Raw genomic sequence first — 19,637 nt, forward strand, 5'->3', positions numbered from 1 at the left:
GCCCCGCCTAACCCAGAGTCTCGACCAGCCGGTGCAGCGCCTGCGCCGTGGTCTCGCCGTCCTGCACCAGCGCGAGGCGGATATAGCCTGCGCCGGGATTGAATCCGTCAGGCTGCTGTCGCGCCAGGAAGCTGCCGGGCACCACGCGCACGCCGGCTTCCCTGAACAGCTTGAGCGTCACCGACACGTCGTCGCCGATCTCGGAGGTGTTGAGCCAGACGCAGAAGCCGGCATCGGGCCGGCGATAACCGTAACGGTTGCCGATGATCTGGTCGGCGAGGTCGAACTTGATCCGGTACAGCCGCCGATTCTCCTCGACATGCGCCTCGTCGCCATAGGCGACCGTCGCGACATGCTGCAGCGGCACCGGCACCTGGGGCGCTGCGATGTTGCGCAGCTCGAGGAACATGCCGATGAACTTCTTGTCGCCGGCGGCAAAGCCGACGCGCAGGCCCGGCAGGTTGGAGCGCTTCGACAGTGACTGGAACGCGACAACACGTGTGAAGTCGGGGCCGGCGCATTCCAGCGCGCTGCCGGGTGCCTCGCGGGTGTAGATCTCGGAATAACATTCGTCGCTTAGGATCACGAAGCCGTAGCGGTCGGCGAGCTGCTTCAAGCGTTTGAAATAGCCAGGCCTCGCGACCGAGCCCTGCGGATTGGCGGGCGAAGCCAGGTAGAACGCCACCGTGCGCGCCAGGGTCGCCTCATTGATGGCGTCGAGGTCGGGCAGGAAGCCGTTCTCGACCGTGGTCGGCAGATGGACCGGCTCGCAAGCGGCCGCAAGCGCGCCCGCGCCGTAGACCGGATAGAACGGGTTCGGCATCAGGATCGCGGGCTTGCCCGGACGCGGGCCGACATAGCGCGCGGCCGCGATCGCGGCGAGGAACAGCCCCTCGCGGCTGCCATTGAGGACGAGAATCTCGCTCTCGGGGTCGAGCGGCCGCGGCAGCTGGAACCGCGTCGACAGCCAGGCCCCGGCGGCGTTGCGGAACGGGTCGGTCCCCTTGTTCGCGGGATAACGGCCGAAATCGGCGATGTGCTTGGCCAGCACCGGGCCGACGAAGTCGGGTACGGGATGCTGGGGCTCGCCGACCGCAAGCGAAATCAAGGGCTTGCCCGGCTGATGCGGGGCCAGCAGCTCGTTCAGCCGGACGAAGGGCGAGCGTTCGGAATCGGAGCCATTACCGCCCTGCGGCGCACGGGATGAAGCGGTCAGAGCCATTCGTTGGGCGCCAGTACTCTTGGAACGGCCGGTCGCTACCATAGGCGCCGGCGGGAAGCGGTTCAGTTCACCATAGATAGGGCGAGGTTAAGACGCGATTAACCATCGGCCGCCGCCCGCGTCCAGCGCGGGAAAAATGGGGCGAGATAGCGGCGTGCATGGACGGTCCACCCTCCCCTGGAGGTGCCTGCAGGCGGAGCCATCAAAAGAAAGGGGCTCCAGCTTGCGCTGGAGCCCCTCAACGGTCAGGGCATTGCCGGGTATGTGCCCGAACCGTAGTTGTGGACGCGGTCCCCGAAGCGACCGCGCCCGGGAGGAGACGGTTACATGTTGTAGGCGCGCTCGGTGTGCTCGGTGATGTCGAGGCCTTCACGCTCGCTCTCGACATTGGCGCGGAGGCCAACGATCACATCGACGACCTTGAAGAGGATCGCCGAGCCGATGCCCGACCACACCAGCGTGGTGCAGACGGCCTTGATCTGGGCGAGCATCTGGGTGGCGAAGTCGTAATCGGCGACCTTCGGCGGGATCGCCGAGTAGTCGATGATGCCGGCGCCGCCGAGCGCGGGGTTGACGAGAATGCCGGTGCCGATGGCGCCGACGATGCCGCCGACGCAGTGCACGCCGAACACGTCGAGGGAGTCGTCGTAGCCCAGCGCGTTCTTCACGACGGTGCAGAAGAACAGGCAGACCACGCCGACCACGAGGCCGAGGACGATCGCGCCCATGACGCCGGCAAAGCCGGCCGCAGGCGTGACGGCCACGAGGCCCGCGACGGCGCCGGAGATCACGCCGAGCACCGACGGATGGCCCTTGATGATCCACTCCGCGAACATCCACGACAGCGCAGCGGCCGCGGTGGCGACGAAGGAGTTGGTCATGGCGAGCGCCGCGCCGCCGCTAGCTTCCAGGTTGGAGCCGGCGTTGAAGCCGAACCAGCCGACCCAGAGCAGCGAGGCGCCGATCATCGACATGGTCAGCGAGTGCGGAGCCATTAGTTCCTTGCCGTAACCGACGCGCTTGCCGATCAGCAGAGCGCCGACGAGCCCGGCGATGCCGGCGTTGATGTGCACCACGGTGCCGCCCGCGAAGTCGATCGCGCCCATCTTGAAGATCCAGCCGGCGTCGGCGTTGAGCTCGTCGAGCTTGGCCTGGGCCGCGGTCTTTGCCGCAGCGTCAGTGGCGGCAGCGAGCGCCTTGGCCGCATCCTGGATCAGGTCCGGGCCCTGCCAGTACCAGACCATGTGCGCGATCGGGAAATAGATCAGGGTAACCCAGAGCGGAATGAAGAGCGCGATGGCCGAGAACTTCATGCGCTCGGCGAAGGCGCCGACGATCAGGGCGGGCGTGATCGCCGCGAAGGTCATCTGGAAGCAGACGTAGATGAGTTCGGAGATGTTGGCGTCGACCGAGAAGGTCGCTGCCTTCGTATCGGTGGTGACGCCCATCATGAAGGCCTTGGAGAAGCCGCCGATGAAGTCCGAGCCTCCGGTGAAGGTGAGGCTGTAACCGTACACGGCCCAGATCACGGTGACGACGCAGACGGTGTAGAACACCTGCATCAGGACCGAGAGCATGTTCTTGGAACGGACCAGACCGCCGTAGAACAGCGCGAGGCCGGGGATCGTCATCAACAGCACCAGCACTGTCGATGTCAGCATCCAGGCGTTGTCTCCCTTGTTGACCGTTGGCTCGGCGTAGGCTGCGGTCGCAGCGAACAGGCCGACTGCGAGAGCTGCCAGTCCCGCGCCATAGGGACGCTTGAACGTCATATTGTTTACTCCTGCTTGAATAAGGTTGAGCGCGAAATCAGAGGGCCGCGGCATCGGCCTCGCCGGTGCGGATGCGCACCGCGTGGTCGAGGTTGATGACGAAGATCTTGCCGTCGCCGATCTGTCCGGTTTTCGCGGCGGACGTGATGGCGTCGATGGTCTTGTCGACCTGGTCGGAGGCGACAGCGACCTCGATCTTGATCTTGGGCAGGAAGCTCACGGCATATTCGGCGCCGCGATAGATTTCCGTATGGCCCTTCTGGCGGCCATACCCCTTGACTTCCGTCACCGTGAGACCGTGAACGCCGATGGCGGTCAGGGCGTCACGGACTTCTTCAAGCTTGAATGGCTTGATGATCGCCATAACAATTTTCATGGGTCCTATCCCCGCTTGGGCCCGGTCCGGACGTGGCCGGGCGTTCTCGACTGGTTCGCCACGAGGGAGAAGTTTCACTACGCGGGCACAGCCGGACCCCTAGAATCAAATGCCGTGCCAGATCAGGCGGATTGCCTAACGGATTATGAAAACGGGGGTTTTCGCCTTCGGCGGGTGTTGCAATGCAGTGCGCTATTACGTCGCGCTCAAAACGTGGTCACGCCTGCGCAAAACATGGGCAAGACAGGCTCTCGACACAATGTTGCTCACGCGTCGGGCAGCAGGACGGTATTTACGTAGTATCGGCGTCTATTGCAGGGCTTCTCCGTGCTGCGAAATATCCAGACCCTCGAGCTCGTGCTCACGGGATACGCGCAAGGGCACGAACAGGCCGACCAGCTTGAGCAGGATGAAGCTGACGCCCGCCGACCAGACGAAGGTCACGGCGACCCCGTAGAACTGGATCAGGAGCTGCTGCGGATGGCCCTCCAGCAGGCCGGCGGTGCCGCCGATTGCGCTGGTGGCGAACACACCGGCGAGCAGGGTGCCGGTCAGGCCGCCGATGCCGTGGACGCCGAAGACGTCGAGCGAATCGTCATAGTCGAAGCGGTGCTTCAGCCAGGTACAGGCCCAATAGCAGAGCGCACCGGCGATGATGCCGATGACGATGCCGTGCCATGGCGCGACGAAGCCCGAGGCCGGCGTGATGGTGCCGAGACCTGCGACCGCGCCGGAGATCATGCCGAGCACCGAAGGCTTGCGCCGCGTCGACCATTCGATCGCGCCCCAGGTGAGCGCGCCCGCACAGGCGGCCAGATGGGTCGCGATGATCGCCATCACCGCGCGTGAGTTCGCTCCGAGCGCCGAGCCGCCGTTGAAGCCGAACCAGCCGACCCACAGCAGGCCGGTGCCCATCACCGCGAGCGACAGATCGAACGGCGCGAGATTCTCGGTGCCGTAGCCGTGACGGCGTCCCATCACCTTGGCTGCAACGAGGCCGCCGGTGCCGGCCGACAGATGCACGACGAGACCGCCGGCGAAATCGAGCACGCCCATGCTGGCGAGGAAGCCGCCGCCCCACACCCAATGCGCCAGCGGAATGTAGACGAAGATGAACCAGGCGACCGAGAACAGCAGATAGGCCGAGAACCGCATCCGGTCGGCGACCGAGCCCGCGACCAGCGCCACCGTGATGATGGCAAACGTCATCTGGTACAGCATGAACAGCGATTCCGGGATCGTCTTCGCCGCGGGGTTGACGCTGTCCATCGTCATGCCGGCGAGAAACCAGCGATCGAGCGTGCCGATCCACGGGCCGTCGCCGACGAAGCACAGCGAATAGCCGAACGCCACCCAGAGAATGGAGATCAGCGTCACCGCGGCCAGGCTCTGCGCCATGGTGGCGAGCACGTTCTTCTTGCGCACCATGCCGGAGTAGAACAGCGCAAGTCCCGGGATCGTCATCATCAGCACCAAGGCGGTGGCGACGATCATCCAGGCGGTGTCGGCGGTGTTGATCTCGGTTGCCGCCGCTTGCGCCGGCGCAGCTAGGACGGACACAAATCCAATTGGCGCAGCCATGGCAGCTGCGCGGCGCGACAATCCCGCCATATCGTTCCCCCCGGCATCAATTGGCGTCGCACATCGTGGCGTATTTGCCCGGTGCGATCGAAGCAGTCGTGTCAAAGCGTTTTCGAGCGAAGTGGATACCGGTTCGCGTGAAGAAAACGCGTCAAAACAAAAAGTCAGAGCGCGTCGCTGTCGGTCTCGCCGGTGCGGATGCGCAGCGCGTGGTCGATCGGTGTGACGAAGATCTTGCCGTCGCCGATCTGGCCGGTGCGCGCCGTCGCGGTGATCACGGCGACCGCCTTGTCGGCGACGTCGGAAGCGACCGCGATCTCGATGCGCAGCTTCGGCAGGAAGTTCACGACATATTCGGCGCCGCGATAGATCTCGGTGTGGCCCTTCTGCCGGCCATAGCCTTTCACCTCGGTCACGGTCATGCCGTGCACGCCGATCGCCGTCAGGGCCTGGCGGACCTCATCGAGCTTGAAGGGTTTGATGATCGCGACGACGAGTTTCATGGTCAGGCCTATTCCCCGGGATGCGCCGCGCCGTATGTCCCCGGCGCTGCGTCAATCTGGCATCTTTCCGGGCAAATGGCACAAAAAAGTTGCAGATTGAAGCGGAAAAACGTTTGGCCAAGGGCGGTCATGTGAACGGCCGCCTCTGTACAGGGCAGCTGTTCATCATTCACAATGCATTTTTGGCATGGATGCGGTGAACCCAGGCGTGAACCGAAGCGTCCCGGCCGGTACATACGTAAGTTCGAGGGGGACGTTCCATGGCGAGTTGGTTTTACGCATCCGAGGGCAAGCAGCAGGGGCCCTTTCCGGAAGGGCAATTCCGCGACCTCGTTGCCCAGGGCGTCGTGCGTCCGGACACCTTGGTCTGGACCGAGGGCATGGCCGGCTGGCAGAAGGCCGCCGAAATTCCCGGCCTGATCGGCGGCGGTGCGCCGCCGATGGTCCCGACGGGCGGAAGTGGCTATGGCGGCACCGCCGGCTATGCAAGCGGTGGATCGCTCTCGGTCGATTTCAGCATCCTCGAATTCACCTGGCGCAGCATCGTCCTGCTGATTGGAATGATCTTCGTCATCCCGGCGCCCTGGGCCTTCGTCTGGTACACCAGATGGATCGTCTCCTGCGTGAACGTCCCCGGGCGGCCGAACCTCGGCTTCACCGGCAATGCGATGACGTTGGTGCCGTGGTATTTCGGCTTCATCGTTCTCGCCATCGCGCTTGGCTTCGTCGGCAGTGAGATCCTGAGCAATCTGCTGTTCATCGTGCAGATCGTGCTCTACTGGCTGCTGATCAAATGGATGGTCGCGAACCTCGCCTCCAACGGGCAGCCGCTGGGCCTCAGCTTCACCGGTTCGGTCTGGGCCTATATCGGCTGGAACCTGCTGTTCGCGATCTCCATCATCACCATCATCGGTTGGGCCTGGGTGGCCGCGGCGCAGATGCGCTGGTTCTGCCGCAACATCGAGGGCACGCGGCGCGAGATCGTCTTCAAGGGCAGCGGTCTCGATATCCTCTGGCGCGGCATCGTGGCCGCCATCCTGATGTGCTTCATCATCCCGATCCCGTGGGTGTACCGCTGGATCATGAACTGGTTCGCCTCGCAGACCGAGCTCGCGCCGCGCGGCTCGCTCGGGGCATGATCTGAACGGCTTCAGGCGCTGCTCGTCGCGCTAGAGCATGATCCGGAAAAGTGTGAAGCGGTTTTCCGAAAGATCATGCTCAAACAATAACCTAAAGCGCGATGACGATTCATCCTAATCGCATCGCGCTTTAGAAGCGATCAGGCCTTCCGCTCGCGCACCGAGCCTTCCTGCGCGACGGAGGCAACCAGGGTGCCGTCCGGCTTGAAGATCGAGCCGCGGGTCAGGCCCCGCCCCGATTGTGCGCTCGGCGAATCCTGCGCGTAGAGCAGCCATTCGTCGGCGCGGAACGGGCGATGGAACCACATCGCGTGGTCGAGGCTCGCCGGCATCATGCGCTTGTCGAACAGCGTGCGACCATAGCGCGCCATGATCGCGTCGAGCAGTGAGAAGTCCGAGGCGTAAGCGAGCGCGCACATGTGCAGCGCCGGATCGTCGGGCAGCTTGGCGGCGGTCTTGATCCAGACGTGGATGCGGCCGTCGTCGATCTTCTGGCCGAAATAACGGCCGAGCTCGACCGGGCGCAGCTCGATCGGCCGATCGGATTCGTAGTAGCGGCGGATGAAGTCCGGCATCTCCTTGAACATCGGCTGTTTCGCCACCTCCTCCGCCGTGAGCTTTTCCGGCGGCGGCACGTCCGGCATCGTGTCCTGGTGGTCGAACGCAGTCTCCTCCTCGGCGTGGAACGACACCATGATCGAGAAGATCGCGTTGCCGTGCTGGATCGCGGTGACGCGGCGGGTCGAGTAGCTCTTGCCGTCGCGCAGGCGCTCGACCTGATAGATGATCGGGATCTGCGGATCGCCCGGCAGGACGAAATAGCAATGCAGCGAATGCGGCAGCCGGCCCTCCACGGTGCGGCAGGCCGCGACCATCGCCTGCCCGATCACCTGGCCGCCGAACACCCGCTGCCAGCTCGTCTTCGGGCTGTTGCCGCGGAACAGGTTCACCTCGAGCTGCTCGAGGTCGAGGATCCCGATGAGGTCGATCAGTCCTTTGGACATGATGGTGCTTTCCAGTAATGTCTCATTCCGGGGCGCACGCGGTGCGAACCCGAAAATCTCGAGCTGATAAACCTCCGGATTCCGGGTACGCGCGTTGCGCGCCCCGGAATGACGGAACGAAGGGCTAGCGGCCCTCGTTTCACCGCACTGTTTCGCCCAGCTCAAGTCTGCTAGCAAGACCGAGAATTGTCCGGGAAGCTTTGGTATGTCGGTACAGGGTAGCATTGTCATCGGTGGCGGCGCGTTTGCCGGCCTTGCGCTGGCCTTGGCGCTACGCCAGGGGCTCGGGCCCGAGATCCCGATCGTCGTCGCCGATCCCGCCCTCGGCACGCGGCCGAGCCGCGACCCCCGCGCCACCGCGATCGTCGCCGCCTGCCGCCGCCTGTTCGAGACGATCGGCGCCTGGGACGACGTCCGGGATGAGGCCCAGCCGATCCTCGACATGGTCGTCACCGATTCCAAGCTCGAGGATGCCACCCGTCCGGTGTTCCTGAACTTCGCCGGCGATGTCGCGCCGGGCGAGCCGTTCGCCCACATGGTCGAGAACCGCCGCCTGATCGACGCGCTGGTGGTGCGCGCCGAGGCCGAGAGCATCGATCTTCGCGCCACCCCGGTCGCGTCCTACGATGCGCGCACTGACGGCATCGACGTGACGCTCGGCGACGGCAGCGTGATCGCGGCGGGCCTCTTGGTCGCCGCCGATGGCGCGCGGTCGAAGCTGCGCGAGCGCGCCGGCATCGTCACTCATGGCTGGGAGTACGACCAGTCCGGCATCGTCGTCACCGTCGGCCACGAGCGCGATCACGAGGGCCGCGCCGAGGAACACTTCCTGCCGGCTGGCCCGTTCGCGATCCTGCCGCTCACCGGCAAACGCTCCTCGCTGGTGTGGACCGAGCGCCGCACCGAGGCCGCGCGCATCATCGCCCTCAGCGACGAGGAATTCCACGCCGAGCTCGAGCAGCGCTTCGGCCTGCATCTCGGCGAGGTCAAGGTGCTCGACAAGCCGCGGGCGTTTCCGCTGTCCTATTTCGTCGCGCGGTCCTTCATCGCCGAGCGCATCGCGCTGGTCGGCGACGCCGCCCATGTCATCCACCCCATCGCGGGCCAGGGCCTCAACATGGGCCTGAAGGACGTCGCTGCGCTGGCGGAAGTGGTGGTAGATGCCGCGCGGCTCGGCCTGGATATCGGCGGGGCGGACGTGCTCGAACGCTACCAGCGCTGGCGCCGGTTCGACACGATGGCGATGGGCGTCGCCACCAACTCGCTGAACTTCCTGTTCTCCAACCAGTCGACGCTGTTGCGCACGGTGCGCGACATCGGCCTCGGCCTCGTCGACCGCGCCCCGCCGCTGAAGAACCTCTTCGTCCGCCAGGCCGCAGGCCTCACCGGCGAGGTGCCGCGGCTGTTGAAGGGCGAGGCGTTGTAAGGGGCGAATGGTGAGTGGCGAATAGCGTAGGTCCATTCGCCATTCGCCACTCCCCACTCGCTGTTATCAATCGATCTTGCGCGCCTCTTCCGGCAGCATGATCGGGATGCCGTCGCGAATGGGATAAGCGAGCTTGGCGCTGCGCGAGATCAGCTCCTGCCGCTCAGAATCGAATTCCAGCGGGCCCTTGGTCAGCGGGCAGACCAGGATCTCCAGCAATTTTGGATCGACGCTGGCTTCGGGACGTTCGGTGGGCGCGTTCATGGAAGTCTCCGGCACTTGCCTGCCTTTAGCATAGAAATTCGCACCCGCCATCGCGCTTTAGGCGGGGACCATCGCCAGGAGCTCGTCGAGTATGATCCGCGGCCGGGATTGACGGGCCTGACAGGGCGCAGCCGAGAAATGTCCAGTACAGGATCTGCGCGCGGCCCAGCTCCGTTGCCAGGGCGAGCCCACGCATCCGCGGCCATCTAGAGCGTGATCCGCAAACGCGCGCAGCGGGCTTCCGGCGCGACCGGCGCGCGGAACGTGTTAGCCCGAAAGATCAAATTTTCCGGACGGTGTTGACGTGGCGCTAAGCATGCGATCAGGCGCGGCACAAAATTAACGCGAAGGGCGATTAGCCGGTCCAGCATCGACAATATCAACAATATCGACGATGGGGCGAGACTGAATGTTCCGCGTTTTCTCCTGTCTTACGGCCGAGCACGATTGGCGGCTCGTCGTGCTCGCTGCTCTGGTCTGCTTCGTTGCCAGCATCGTCGCGGTCAGCATCTTCCACCGCGCGATCGCAACGCGCGGGAGAACCCGGTGGATCTGGATCGCCATTGCCGGCGCGGCCATCGGATACGGGATCTGGGCTACGCATTTCGTCGCGATGCTCGCCTACGAGCCCGGGGTCTCCACGGGCTACGGCATCGTGTTAACGGCGTCCTCTCTCGCGGCGGCAATGCTGCTGACCTCGGTCGGCTTCGGCGTCGCGGTCGTCACGTCCGGCCGCTGGCGCGCGGCGGCTGGCGGCGTCATCATCGGCGGCGGCATTGCCAGCATGCACTATCTCGGAATGTGGGCGCTCGAAGTGCCGGGCCGAGTCTCCTGGTCCGTGGACCTCGTGCTCCTCTCCATCGTTCTGGGCATGTGTTTCGGCTACGCTGCGCTGGCGGCAGCGCTCACCCGTCAGGGTTATAGCGGCACGCTGGCAGCCGCCACCCTGCTGACGCTCGCCATCGTGTCGCATCACTTCACGGCCATGGGCGCCGTGAAGATCACACCGGATCCGGCGCTCGCGACCGATACGCTTTCGCTGTCTCCGGCCTTCCTCGCGCTCGCCATCGCCGGCGTCGCATTGTCGGTGCTGGGCATGAGCCTGATCGGCGTGCTGGCCGATCGTCGTCTGGCGACCAGAACTGCCAGGTTCGAGGAGATCATCAGCCAGCTCTCCATCGCCCGGCAGCAGCTCGAAGGGTCGCAGAACGAGCTCAAGGAGCAGAAGCTGAGGCTGGACACGGCCATCAACCACATGGTCGAAGGCCTTTGCATGTTCGACGCCGAGAAGCGGCTCGTCATCTGCAACGAGCGTTACGCCCGGTTGTACCGGCTGCCCCCGGAATTGCTGCGTGCGGGAACTCCCCACCGCGACATCATCAGACATCGCGTCAAGAGCGGCGTACTCGAAGGCGAGGCCAGCGATTTCGCCGCCGAACGGCAGATCGCCAGGCTCGATGCGCTGCCGATCCATGTCGTTTCGAGCCGCATCGATGCGTTTGCCGATGGGCGGCTGATCTGCGTGACGCGGCAGCCGATGGCCGGCGGCGGCTGGGTGGCTACGCATCTGGATGTCACCGAGCAACGCCGGTCCGAAGCGAAGATCACCTACATGGCGGAACACGATGCGCTCACCGAGTTACCGAACCGCGTGCTGCTCAAGGCGCGTCTGGAGCCCGCTCTTGCCGATACGCGTGGCGGAAACCTACATTTGGCGGTTCTCTTGCTCGATCTCGACCGCTTCAAGGAGGTCAACGACACGCTCGGACATCCGGCGGGCGACCTGCTGCTGCGCTCGGTCGCGGCGCGCTTGCTGGACTGCGTCAGGGAAACGACGTTCGTCGCCCGACTGGGCGGCGACGAATTCGCAATCGTCGACTACGTGACCAATCCGGCTGCGGACGCGGCCTCTCTCGCCGAGACGATCCATGGCGCGCTCAGCGAGCCGTTCGATCTCGGCGATCATCAGGTCGTCGTAGGCACCAGCATCGGGATCGCCCTTGCGCCCCGAGACGGCGCCGATTCCGACACGATCCTCAGGAGCGCAGATCTTGCCCTCTACTCGGCCAAGAGCGGCGGACGTGGCGCATTCCGCTTCTTCGAGCCGGAGCTGGACCGGCTCCTGCAGGCGCGCCGCAACCTGGAGCGGGATTTGCGGAAGGCGCTTGCGAGGAGCGAATTCGAACTCCACTACCAGCCGTTCGTCAATTTGAAGAGCGGCGAGACCTGTGGCTTCGAGGCGTTGCTGCGTTGGCATCATCCCGAGCGCGGTCTGGTCTCGCCCGGCGAATTCATTCCCGTCGCGGAGGAAACCGGCTTGATCCTGCTGCTGGGGGAATGGGTGTTGAGAACCGCTTGTGCCGAAGCGGCGAAATGGCGTTCCGACCTAAAGATCGCGATCAACCTGTCTCCAGCGCAATTCAGGAGCAAGGAGCTCGTGTCGACAATTGTGAGCGCACTGGCGGCTTCGGGGATCGCTTCAGATCGGCTCGAGCTCGAGGTCACCGAAACCGTCATCATGCATGACAGCGGGACCGTATTCGCAGCACTCAGCCAGCTGCGCGAGCTCGGAGTGCGGATTGCCCTCGACGATTTCGGCACCGGCTATTCGTCGCTCAGCTTTCTGCAGAAGTTTCCATTCGACAAGATCAAGATCGATCGCAGCTTCGTCAGCGAGCTGTCCAATCCGATGGAGGAGCCCCATCGCATCGCGCGGGCCGTGGTCCAATTCGCCACGAGTCTCGGCAAGACGTCCACCGCCGAAGGCGTCGAAACCGCCGAGCAGCTGGAGGTCCTGCGCCAAGAGGGCTGCGTCGAGGCGCAGGGCTTCCACCTCAGCCCGCCGGTACGGGCCTCGACGATCGCGCGGCTTGCGGATCGAAGGGCCGAGGCCGGCGAGTTTGCCGCTTAGCTCGCGCTTGCCGATCACTGCAGCGGCGGATCGCCGCTGGTGCGCTTCTTGGCGAGGTCCATTTCGGTGACGGCGATCAGGATCTCGGCGCGGGTCTTCAGGTCGGGCGCCTCCAGCATGGCCTGCTTCTCGGCGGGGCCATAGGGCGACATCATCGCGAGCGCGTTGACGAGGGCTTCATTGGGCGCGCTCTCGACGCCCTCCCAGTCGACCTTGAGGTTGTTGGCCTTCAGGAAGTCCGCCAGCACCGCCAGCAGCGCCTCGCGGTCGACCTCCTCCTCGCCGCGGCGCGCGGTGAAATCGTCGACATAGGCGAAGAAGTCCACCTTGCACTGCCGATAGGGGGTGAGCACCTCGAGCTCCTCGACCACCTTGAAGCGCGAAACGCCGGTGAGCTCGAGGATGTAGCGGCCGTCGCCGGACTCGGCGAGCTGGGTGATGCGGCCGACGCAGCCGACGCTGAACAGGGCCGGCTTGTCGGAATCCTTCCGCGAATGCGCGATGTCGGGCTGGATCATGCCGATCAGGCGATGGCCGTCGCGGAAGGAATCGTCGACCATCGAAAGGTAGCGCGGCTCGAAGATGTTGAGCGGCATCTGGCCGCGGGGCAGCAGCAGCGCGCCCGGTAGCGGGAAGACCGGAATGATCTCCGGGAGGTCGGCGGGCCCGCGATATTCGATGTTGATCGGCATCTGCCCGGTCCCCTGGCGTTGCTAGCGCATGATCCGGATCCGAAGGACCGCGTTAGCGCAAAGTGTGGAGCGGTTTTCCGAACAGATCATGCTCAAAAAAGGCCGTTACGAAAACAGGATCGTCGACAAACGTTTGCGGCCTTCGACGGTTGCATCATCCGTGCCGCCCCAGGCCTCGAAGAACTGCACCAGCTGCTTGCGGGCGCCGTCGTCGTTCCATTTGCGGTCGCGCTTGATGATCTCGAGCAGCTGCTCGGTCGCCGCCGCGCGGTTGCCTTGGGCGTTGAGCGCGGTGGCGAGGTCGAACCGGGCCTGATGATCGAGCGGATTTGCGGCGACTTTCTGTTCCAGCTCGGCAACCGGTCCGAGCGATTTCGCCTGCTCGGCGAGATCGATCGCGGTCTGCACCGCCTTCACGGCCGGGTCGTTGCGCTTGGATTCCGGCACCATGGCCAGCGTCTGCTTGGCCTGCTCCATCGCGCCCGAAACGGCGTAGCACTTGGCAAGGCCCGCGAGCGCCGCGATGTTGGTCGAATCATGCTGCAGCGCCTCGGCATAGATCTGCGCCGCCGCCGCCGCGTCGCCCTCGGCGAGCACCGCGTCGGCCTCCTGCACGATCTCGGCGACGTTGACCTCGCCCGGCGCGGTGACGCCCTTGGTCAGCCGCTCGATGAAGGCGTTGACCTGGCTCTCCGGCACCGCGCCCATGAAGCCGTCGGCCGGCTGGCCGTTGACGAAGGCGATCACGGCCGGGATCGACTGGATGCCCATCTGGCCCGGGATCGCCGGATGATGGTCGATGTTCATCTTGACCAGCTTGACCTTGCCCTTGGCCGCCTTCACCGCCTTCTCCAGGACGGGGGTGAGCTGCTTGCAGGGGCCGCACCATTCCGCCCAGAAATCGATCAGCACGGGCTGGCGCTTCGATTCCTCGATGACGTCCTTCACGAAGGTCTGGGTGGTGGTGTCCTTGATCAGGTCGGCCGCAGCCGGGCCCGCCGCTCCGTTACCCTGGTCGATGATCGTCACGGGATTCCCTCGTCATGTCTGGAATGGCGGCTCTTTAGCACGCCGCCGCGTCATATGCTTGTGGTCGGCTCCTAAATTGGGCCGAATGGGCCGAATTTCAATCCAGGCACCCCGATTCGCCGGTTCCGAGGCCTTTCCGGTCAATTTGGCCAGCTTCGGGCTCCATATGGCGCCGCAAATGCGAATTGAGGCCGCCCGTAGCTGTTGCATTCCCCTCCCGCTTTTGGCATACGACAGCCGTTGCCGGCGCGTCACGCGACCGACACAGGATGCGGGTGTAGCTCAGTGGTAGAGCACGACCTTGCCAAGGTCGGGGTCGAGGGTTCGAGCCCCTTCGCCCGCTCCAGTTTTCTCCAAAGCATCCAGCCAAACCGGATCAGGCCGCGGTTTTCCGCGCCGCTGGCGGCTGTTCGGGTCTCACATGACAATTCTGGTCACAGGCAGCGCAGGTCACCTTGGCGAGGCCATCCTGCGGACGCTGCGTGGGCGCGGGTCGCCTGCCCGCGGGCTTGATCTAAAGAGCTCCCCCTTCACCGACGCTGTCGGCTCCATCGTCGATCCCACCTTCGTGCGGCGGCAGATGGACGGCATCACTGCCGTGATCCACACCGCGACGCTGCACAAGCCGCATGTGGCGACGCACTCCAAGCAGGACTTCGTCGATACCAACGTGTCAGGCACGCTGAATCTGCTCGAAGCGGCTGCAGCGGCCGGCGTGAAGAGTTTTGTCTTCACCAGCACCACCAGCGCGTTCGGCTCGCAGCTGCGGTCTGAGGCGGGACAGGCCGCGGTGTGGGTCACCGAGGAGCTGCCGTCGGTGCCGAAGAACATCTACGGCACGACCAAGCTGATGGCCGAGAACCTCTGCGAGCTGTTCTTTCGCGAGCGCGCGCTACCGATCGTGGTTCTGCGGACCTCGCGCTTCTTTCCGGAGGACGACGACGATCCGGCGATGCGATCGGCCTACGCGCTGGACAACGCGCAGGCCAACGAGATGCTCTACCGCCGGCTGGATATCGCGGACGCAGTGAGCGCGCATCTAGCTGCCGTCGAGCGTGCGCCCGGCATCGGCTTCGCCCGCTACATCGTCTCGGCGACGAGCCCGTTCGAGCAACGTCATCTCGGAGCGCTGGCGCGCGATGCCGCCACTGTCGTGCGCGAGCTCTATCCGGAGTGCGCGCAGCTCTATGCGGCGCGCGGCTGGCGGCTCTTCCCCGCGATTGACCGGGTCTATGTCAACGCGCGGGCGCGGCGGGAGCTCGGCTGGCGACCCGAATTCGACTTCGCGCACGTGCTGCGCAGCCTGCGCGATGGCCGCGATGTCCGCAGCGCGCTGGCGCGTGAGGTCGGATCGAAAGGCTATCACGACACGCTATTCGACGACGGACCCTACCCCGTCGCGTCGTAATCGCAATTTTACTCGACGCGTCAAATGACTGTCCGGCCTCACCGCGCGCGGGCCAATTGCGCCGTTCTACTGTGCATGGGGTTGTTTTCGCACTTTTGTATGTCCAACCCTGATTCCGCGTTGCAGCGAGAACGCGTTGTCGCCGCGTTCATCCGTTCATTCACGTTCCGTCTCAATTTTTCATGCGCGCAGCCGCGCTGCATCCGGCGCGCTTCTCACGATGGGCAGATGTGCTAACCTTTTTGCGCCTGTCGTCCCGACGGGCTCAAGACTTCGCCTCTCGACTAGCAAAACAAAATAACGCGCAGCCCTGACGGCTGCCTTAGGGGAGTGATGCGATGACATCGATGTTCCATCGATCCGTGTTAGCGCTTGCGGCCGTGGCTCTTCTCGCCGGGACCGGCGCCGGCAACGCGCAGCAGCAGGACAAGAGCAAGCCGCTGAAGAAATACGATTCCAGCACCAAGGAATTCTGGACCCATCCGCCTGACGATTGGTTCCTCGGTGACGAGACCGAGGCGCAGAAGGGCCTCGCGCCGCCGTCGGGCCCGCCGACCGGCGCCTCCGACGCCGAGCTCGCCAACATCGTCAAGAAGATCAAGCTGCCGCCGGGCTTCAAGATCGAGGTCTACGCCTCCGGCGTGCTGGCCGCGCGGCAGATGGCCTGGGGTGACAAGGGCACGTTGTTCGTCGGCTCGTTCGGTCTCGGCAACGTCTATGCCATCAAGGACAACAACGGAAAGAAGGAGGTCAAGACCGTCCTCAAGGGCCTGAACATGCCCACCGGTCTCGCCTTCCGGGACGGTGCGCTCTACGTCATCGCCGTCGACAAGCTGATCCGCTACGACAACGCCGAAGCCAATCTCGACAATCTCGGCCAGGGCAAGGTCGTCTATGACGACATGCCGTCCTATGCCGCGCATGGCTGGAAGTACATCGCGGTCGACAAGGAAGGCTGGTTCTTCCTGCCGTTCGGCCCGCCCTTCAACATCGGCATTCCGCCGACCAGCGTGTCGCAGATCCGGCGCGTCGATCCCAAGACCGGCAACGCCGAAATCTGGGCGCTCGGCGTCCGCAACTCGGTCGGCGGCGACGTCGATCCGCGCACCGGCAAATACTGGTTCACTGAGAATGCCCGCGACTGGATCAGCGATGATCTGCCCTCGGACAAGCTGAACATGATCAACCGGATCGGCGAACATTTCGGCTATCCCTATTGCCATCAGGGCAATCTGCCTGACGACAAGTTCGCGATGGGCCACAAATGCTCCGAGTTCACGCCGCCCGTGCTGAATCTCGGTGCCCATGTCGCCCCGCTCGGCATGAAGTTCTACACCGGCGACCAGTTCCCCGCGGACTACAAGAACAACATCCTGATCGCGGAGCACGGCTCCTGGAATCGCCACAAGTACCAGGGCGCGCGCATCGTGCGCGTGATCGTCGGACCCGACGGCAAGAACCCGAAGCGGGAGATCTTCGCGTCCGGCTGGCTCGAGGGTGACCAGGGCTATCTCGGCCGTCCCAACGACATCATCATCGCCAAGGACGGATCGATCCTCGTGGCGGACGATTGGGCCGGCGCGATCTATCGCATCAGCTACAGCAAGAAGTAGCGCGACCTGACGGAGAAGCTGCGGCCGGGTGACGGCCGCAGCTTCTCCCATTTTGAAGCCCCACGCCGTCGTTCCGGATTGCGCGCCACTTGCGCGCAAGTCCGGAACCCGTAACCACCAACGGGATTATGGATTGCGGCCGCGCCAAGTGGCAAACCCGGAATGACGCAGGACAGAACGGATTTCCAATCATGCGCCGTCAGTTCTCTTGGTCCGTAATCGGCGCGCTATCGCTCGCAGTGATCGCCTTCATTCAAGCCGAGGCCGCCGACAATGCCGCGATCAAGGAGAAGGCCGCCGCCTGCTCCGGCTGCCACGGCGAGAACGGCATTTCGCAGACCGAGAACATCCCCTCGCTCGCCGGCCAGCCCGATCAATTCCTGCAATGGCAGCTCGTGTTCTTCCGCGCCGGCGCGCGCAAGAACGATCAGATGCAGCCGATCGTGGAAGGGATCAGCAACGAGGACATCCGCAATTTCGGCGCTTACTTCGCCTCGCTGACGCCGCCGAAGGGACCCGAGGACGGGGATCCCGACCTGTCGAAGAAGGGCGCGCAGGTTGCCGCCGGCCGCCGCTGCGCCTCATGCCATACCGACAGCTATGCCGGTACCAAGGCGGTGGCGCGGCTCGCCGGCCAGCGCGAGGAATATCTCGTCAAGGCGCTGCACGATTACAAGGCCGGCCAGCGTGTCGGCGGCGGCGTCGCCGCGATGGCCGACGTCGCCTATCACATGAGCGATGAGGAGATCACCGCCGTCTCGCACTATCTCGCGCATTTGAAATAGCGCGGGATGCTGCGGCAAGCACAGCCGTCATCCCGGGGCGCGACGAAGTCGCGAGCCCGGGATCCATAGCCACAGGCAAGAGTTTTGCGAAGACTCTGGAGTCACCACTTCGCCCCATGACCACTCCCTGTGGTTATGGGTCCCGGGCTCGCGCGGCGCGCGCCCCGGGACGACACCGAATGTGTGGTTACGCCCTACCCCGCCCGCTGCTTCTCATACGCCTTCAGATGCGTATAGGCGATGCGCAGCTTCGGCACCGGCACCTTGGCGGCGTCGGCGCGCGCGATGAGATCGCCGATGACGTGATCGGCCTCGACAGGCAGGCCGGCCTTGATGTCGCGGAACATCGATGCCGTCAGCGGCGAGCCCTCGGTGGTGAGATTGCCTTTGACGCGATCGAAGAACGGGCCGCCCGGCGGATAGCCGGACGCCGTGGCAACCGCGCTGGTCTCATCCAGCATGCCGAGCAGGAACTCCCGGCCGCCGGGCGCGGCGAGGATATTGCCGACGGATGTCCGCATCAGGCTGGTGCTTGCTGCGAGCGAGGACAGGAACACCCACTTCTCCCACATGTCCTGCATGATGTTCTGGCTGGCGCTGGCGCCATTGATGCCGCTCTTGAAGGCCTCGTCGATCGCCTTCACCCGGTCCGACATCCCGCCGTCGCGCTCGCCGTAGCTGATCGACTGCATCGGCTGGAGCTGCACCACCTCGCGCTTATCGTTCAGCGTCGCGGCGATGGCGCAGAGGCCGCCGAGCACGCGTTCCTTGCCGAACCTCGTATCCAGCGTGTCGAGATGCTTCATGCCGTTGAGCATCGGGATGATCGCGGTGTTCGGCCCCACCGCCGGGGCAAACGACTTGATGGCATCGTCGAGGTCGAACGCCTTGCAGCTGAGCAGCACGACCTCGAATTTGTCCTTGATCGCGTCAGCTTGAACCGACGGCGGGTTCTTCAAGGTCACATCGCCGTTCGGGCTCTTGATGACGAGGCCGGCGCTCGCGAGCTCGCCGGCGCGGCGCGACCTAACCAGGAAGGTGACGTCGCGGCCGGCCTGCAACAGCCTGCCACCAAAATAGCCGCCGATGGCGCCGGCGCCGACCACGAGGATGCGCATGGGAGAACTCCGTTATTGTTGTTCTTCAGAAAGAGGCGAATGGCGAATAGGGAGTAGCGAATAGAATAGCAAGTTACGAAACGCGAGTAACGTTTCCACTACTCGCCATTCGCCATTCACTACTCGCCTTTCTCGAGCACCATCTCCTCGACCTCGCGCAGCTGCTCCTTGCCGAAGAACATCTCGCTGCCGACGAAGAAGGTCGGCGAACCGAACGCGCCGCGGGCGACCGCCTCCTCGGTGTTCTTGATCAGTTTGGCCTTGACCTCGGGTTCCCCGGCGCGGGCGAACAGCTTTTGCGCATCGAGACCAGACGACGCCAGCGCCTTCGCCGCGATCTCGGGATCGTCCATCTTCTTCGGCTCGCGCCACATGTGGTGGAAGGCGGCCTCGACATACTGCTCGAACACGCCCTCGAGCTGCGCCGCGATCGCGGCGCGCATCAGGTTCAGCGTGTTGACGGGAAAGTGCGGATTCCAGACATAGGGCTGGACATGGAAGCGCTTGATGAAGCGCTCGGTCTCGACCTGCTGGAACTCCCGCTTGTTCTTGATGCCGGCGAGCGTCTCGGCCGGCGACTTGTTGTTGGTCGACTTGAAGATGCCGCCGAGCAGGATCGGCACGTATTCGAACTTGACGCCGATCCGCTGTTCGATGGCCGGAATCGCCAGATGGCTGAGATAGGCGTTGGGGCTACCGAAATCGAACAGGAATTGCGGGGCGGTGCGGGTCAAAATTATTCTCCCTGGTCTTAGCATTCTGAGTGGCTTTTTTTCATTGTGGCGCAGGCCGCG

At 64.4% G+C, this 19,637-nt stretch carries 17 protein-coding genes and 1 tRNA gene; 7 read left to right on the top strand and 11 right to left on the bottom strand.

Features of this window, described 5'->3' with window-relative positions:
• Window positions 1-7: 7 nt before the first annotated feature.
• The 5 genes from ABIA40_RS30790 to ABIA40_RS30810 form a co-directional block, all read right to left on the bottom strand.
• Complete coding sequence (locus ABIA40_RS30790; RefSeq protein ID WP_404544989.1) at window positions 8-1,222, bottom strand: aminotransferase class I/II-fold pyridoxal phosphate-dependent enzyme; 1,215 nt, start codon at window positions 1,220-1,222, stop codon at window positions 8-10.
• Between the two features lie 323 nt (window positions 1,223-1,545).
• Window positions 1,546-2,994, bottom strand: coding sequence for an ammonium transporter (locus tag ABIA40_RS30795; protein WP_157285148.1), 1,449 nt, complete (start codon window positions 2,992-2,994; stop codon window positions 1,546-1,548).
• Window positions 2,995-3,031: 37 nt separating this feature from the next.
• The gene (locus ABIA40_RS30800) at window positions 3,032-3,370 is read right to left on the bottom strand and encodes a P-II family nitrogen regulator (RefSeq protein ID WP_008142813.1); all 339 of its coding nucleotides are present in this window, start codon (window positions 3,368-3,370) and stop codon (window positions 3,032-3,034) included.
• 309 nt (window positions 3,371-3,679) lie between these two features.
• A complete protein-coding gene (locus ABIA40_RS30805) occupies window positions 3,680-4,981 on the bottom strand; it encodes an ammonium transporter (RefSeq protein ID WP_404544991.1) in 1,302 nt (433 codons plus the stop codon).
• Between the two features lie 134 nt (window positions 4,982-5,115).
• On the bottom strand, window positions 5,116-5,454 hold the full coding sequence (locus ABIA40_RS30810; RefSeq protein ID WP_008142802.1) for a P-II family nitrogen regulator: 339 nt from the start codon (window positions 5,452-5,454) through the stop codon (window positions 5,116-5,118).
• A 260-nt stretch (window positions 5,455-5,714) separates the two neighbouring features.
• Between ABIA40_RS30810 and ABIA40_RS30815 the strand changes: the two genes are divergently transcribed.
• Window positions 5,715-6,593 (top strand): DUF4339 domain-containing protein, encoded by an 879-nt coding sequence (locus ABIA40_RS30815; RefSeq protein WP_271543204.1) that lies wholly within the window; start codon window positions 5,715-5,717, stop codon window positions 6,591-6,593.
• Window positions 6,594-6,733: 140 nt separating this feature from the next.
• On the opposite strand, the gene tesB is transcribed toward ABIA40_RS30815, so the two are convergent.
• Window positions 6,734-7,597: an acyl-CoA thioesterase II gene (tesB, locus tag ABIA40_RS30820; RefSeq protein ID WP_404544994.1), complete on the bottom strand. Its 864-nt coding sequence runs from the start codon at window positions 7,595-7,597 to the stop codon at window positions 6,734-6,736.
• 205 nt (window positions 7,598-7,802) lie between these two features.
• Here tesB and ABIA40_RS30825 point away from each other — a divergent pair, with 205 nt between their 5' ends.
• Window positions 7,803-9,023 carry a ubiquinone biosynthesis hydroxylase gene (locus tag ABIA40_RS30825; RefSeq protein WP_404544997.1) on the top strand — a complete coding sequence of 407 codons (1,221 nt, stop codon included), beginning with the start codon at window positions 7,803-7,805 and terminating at the stop codon, window positions 9,021-9,023.
• Window positions 9,024-9,089: 66 nt separating this feature from the next.
• Here ABIA40_RS30825 and ABIA40_RS30830 read toward each other — a convergent pair whose 3' ends face one another.
• The gene (locus ABIA40_RS30830) at window positions 9,090-9,287 is read right to left on the bottom strand and encodes a Trm112 family protein (protein ID WP_225135539.1); all 198 of its coding nucleotides are present in this window, start codon (window positions 9,285-9,287) and stop codon (window positions 9,090-9,092) included.
• 409 nt (window positions 9,288-9,696) lie between these two features.
• On the opposite strand from ABIA40_RS30830, the gene ABIA40_RS30835 reads away from it, so the two are divergent.
• A complete protein-coding gene (locus tag ABIA40_RS30835) occupies window positions 9,697-12,198 on the top strand; it encodes an EAL domain-containing protein (RefSeq protein WP_404545000.1) in 2,502 nt (833 codons plus the stop codon).
• Between the two features lie 14 nt (window positions 12,199-12,212).
• Here ABIA40_RS30835 and ABIA40_RS30840 read toward each other — a convergent pair whose 3' ends face one another.
• Both ABIA40_RS30840 and trxA read right to left on the bottom strand, forming a co-directional pair.
• Window positions 12,213-12,890: an LON peptidase substrate-binding domain-containing protein gene (locus tag ABIA40_RS30840; protein ID WP_128265775.1), complete on the bottom strand. Its 678-nt coding sequence runs from the start codon at window positions 12,888-12,890 to the stop codon at window positions 12,213-12,215.
• A gap of 105 nt (window positions 12,891-12,995) precedes the next feature.
• A complete protein-coding gene (gene trxA / locus ABIA40_RS30845) occupies window positions 12,996-13,919 on the bottom strand; it encodes a thioredoxin (RefSeq protein ID WP_025033093.1) in 924 nt (307 codons plus the stop codon).
• Between the two features lie 271 nt (window positions 13,920-14,190).
• Between trxA and ABIA40_RS30850 the strand changes: the two genes are divergently transcribed.
• The 4 genes from ABIA40_RS30850 to ABIA40_RS30865 all read left to right on the top strand — a co-directional run bounded on the left by ABIA40_RS30850 (window position 14,191) and on the right by ABIA40_RS30865 (window position 17,725).
• Window positions 14,191-14,265: transfer RNA gene (locus ABIA40_RS30850), tRNA-Gly, on the top strand.
• A 75-nt stretch (window positions 14,266-14,340) separates the two neighbouring features.
• The gene (locus tag ABIA40_RS30855; RefSeq protein ID WP_404545004.1) at window positions 14,341-15,327 is read left to right on the top strand and encodes an NAD-dependent epimerase/dehydratase family protein; all 987 of its coding nucleotides are present in this window, start codon (window positions 14,341-14,343) and stop codon (window positions 15,325-15,327) included.
• A gap of 338 nt (window positions 15,328-15,665) precedes the next feature.
• A complete protein-coding gene (locus tag ABIA40_RS30860) occupies window positions 15,666-16,940 on the top strand; it encodes a PQQ-dependent sugar dehydrogenase (RefSeq protein ID WP_404545006.1) in 1,275 nt (424 codons plus the stop codon).
• Between the two features lie 191 nt (window positions 16,941-17,131).
• Complete coding sequence (locus ABIA40_RS30865) at window positions 17,132-17,725, top strand: cytochrome c (protein ID WP_271543187.1); 594 nt, start codon at window positions 17,132-17,134, stop codon at window positions 17,723-17,725.
• Window positions 17,726-17,919: 194 nt separating this feature from the next.
• Here the strand turns inward: ABIA40_RS30865 and panE are convergent, their stop codons facing one another.
• Entirely contained in the window at window positions 17,920-18,843 is a 924-nt protein-coding gene (panE, locus tag ABIA40_RS30870; RefSeq protein WP_271543186.1) for a 2-dehydropantoate 2-reductase, read from the bottom strand.
• A gap of 119 nt (window positions 18,844-18,962) precedes the next feature.
• Window positions 18,963-19,577, bottom strand: coding sequence for a 2-hydroxychromene-2-carboxylate isomerase (locus ABIA40_RS30875; RefSeq protein WP_404545011.1), 615 nt, complete (start codon window positions 19,575-19,577; stop codon window positions 18,963-18,965).
• Window positions 19,578-19,637 lie beyond the last annotated feature (60 nt).

Source organism: Bradyrhizobium sp. USDA 223 (genome assembly GCF_044909005.1).
In the GTDB taxonomy this organism is placed as follows: Bacteria; Pseudomonadota; Alphaproteobacteria; order Rhizobiales; family Xanthobacteraceae; genus Bradyrhizobium; species Bradyrhizobium yuanmingense.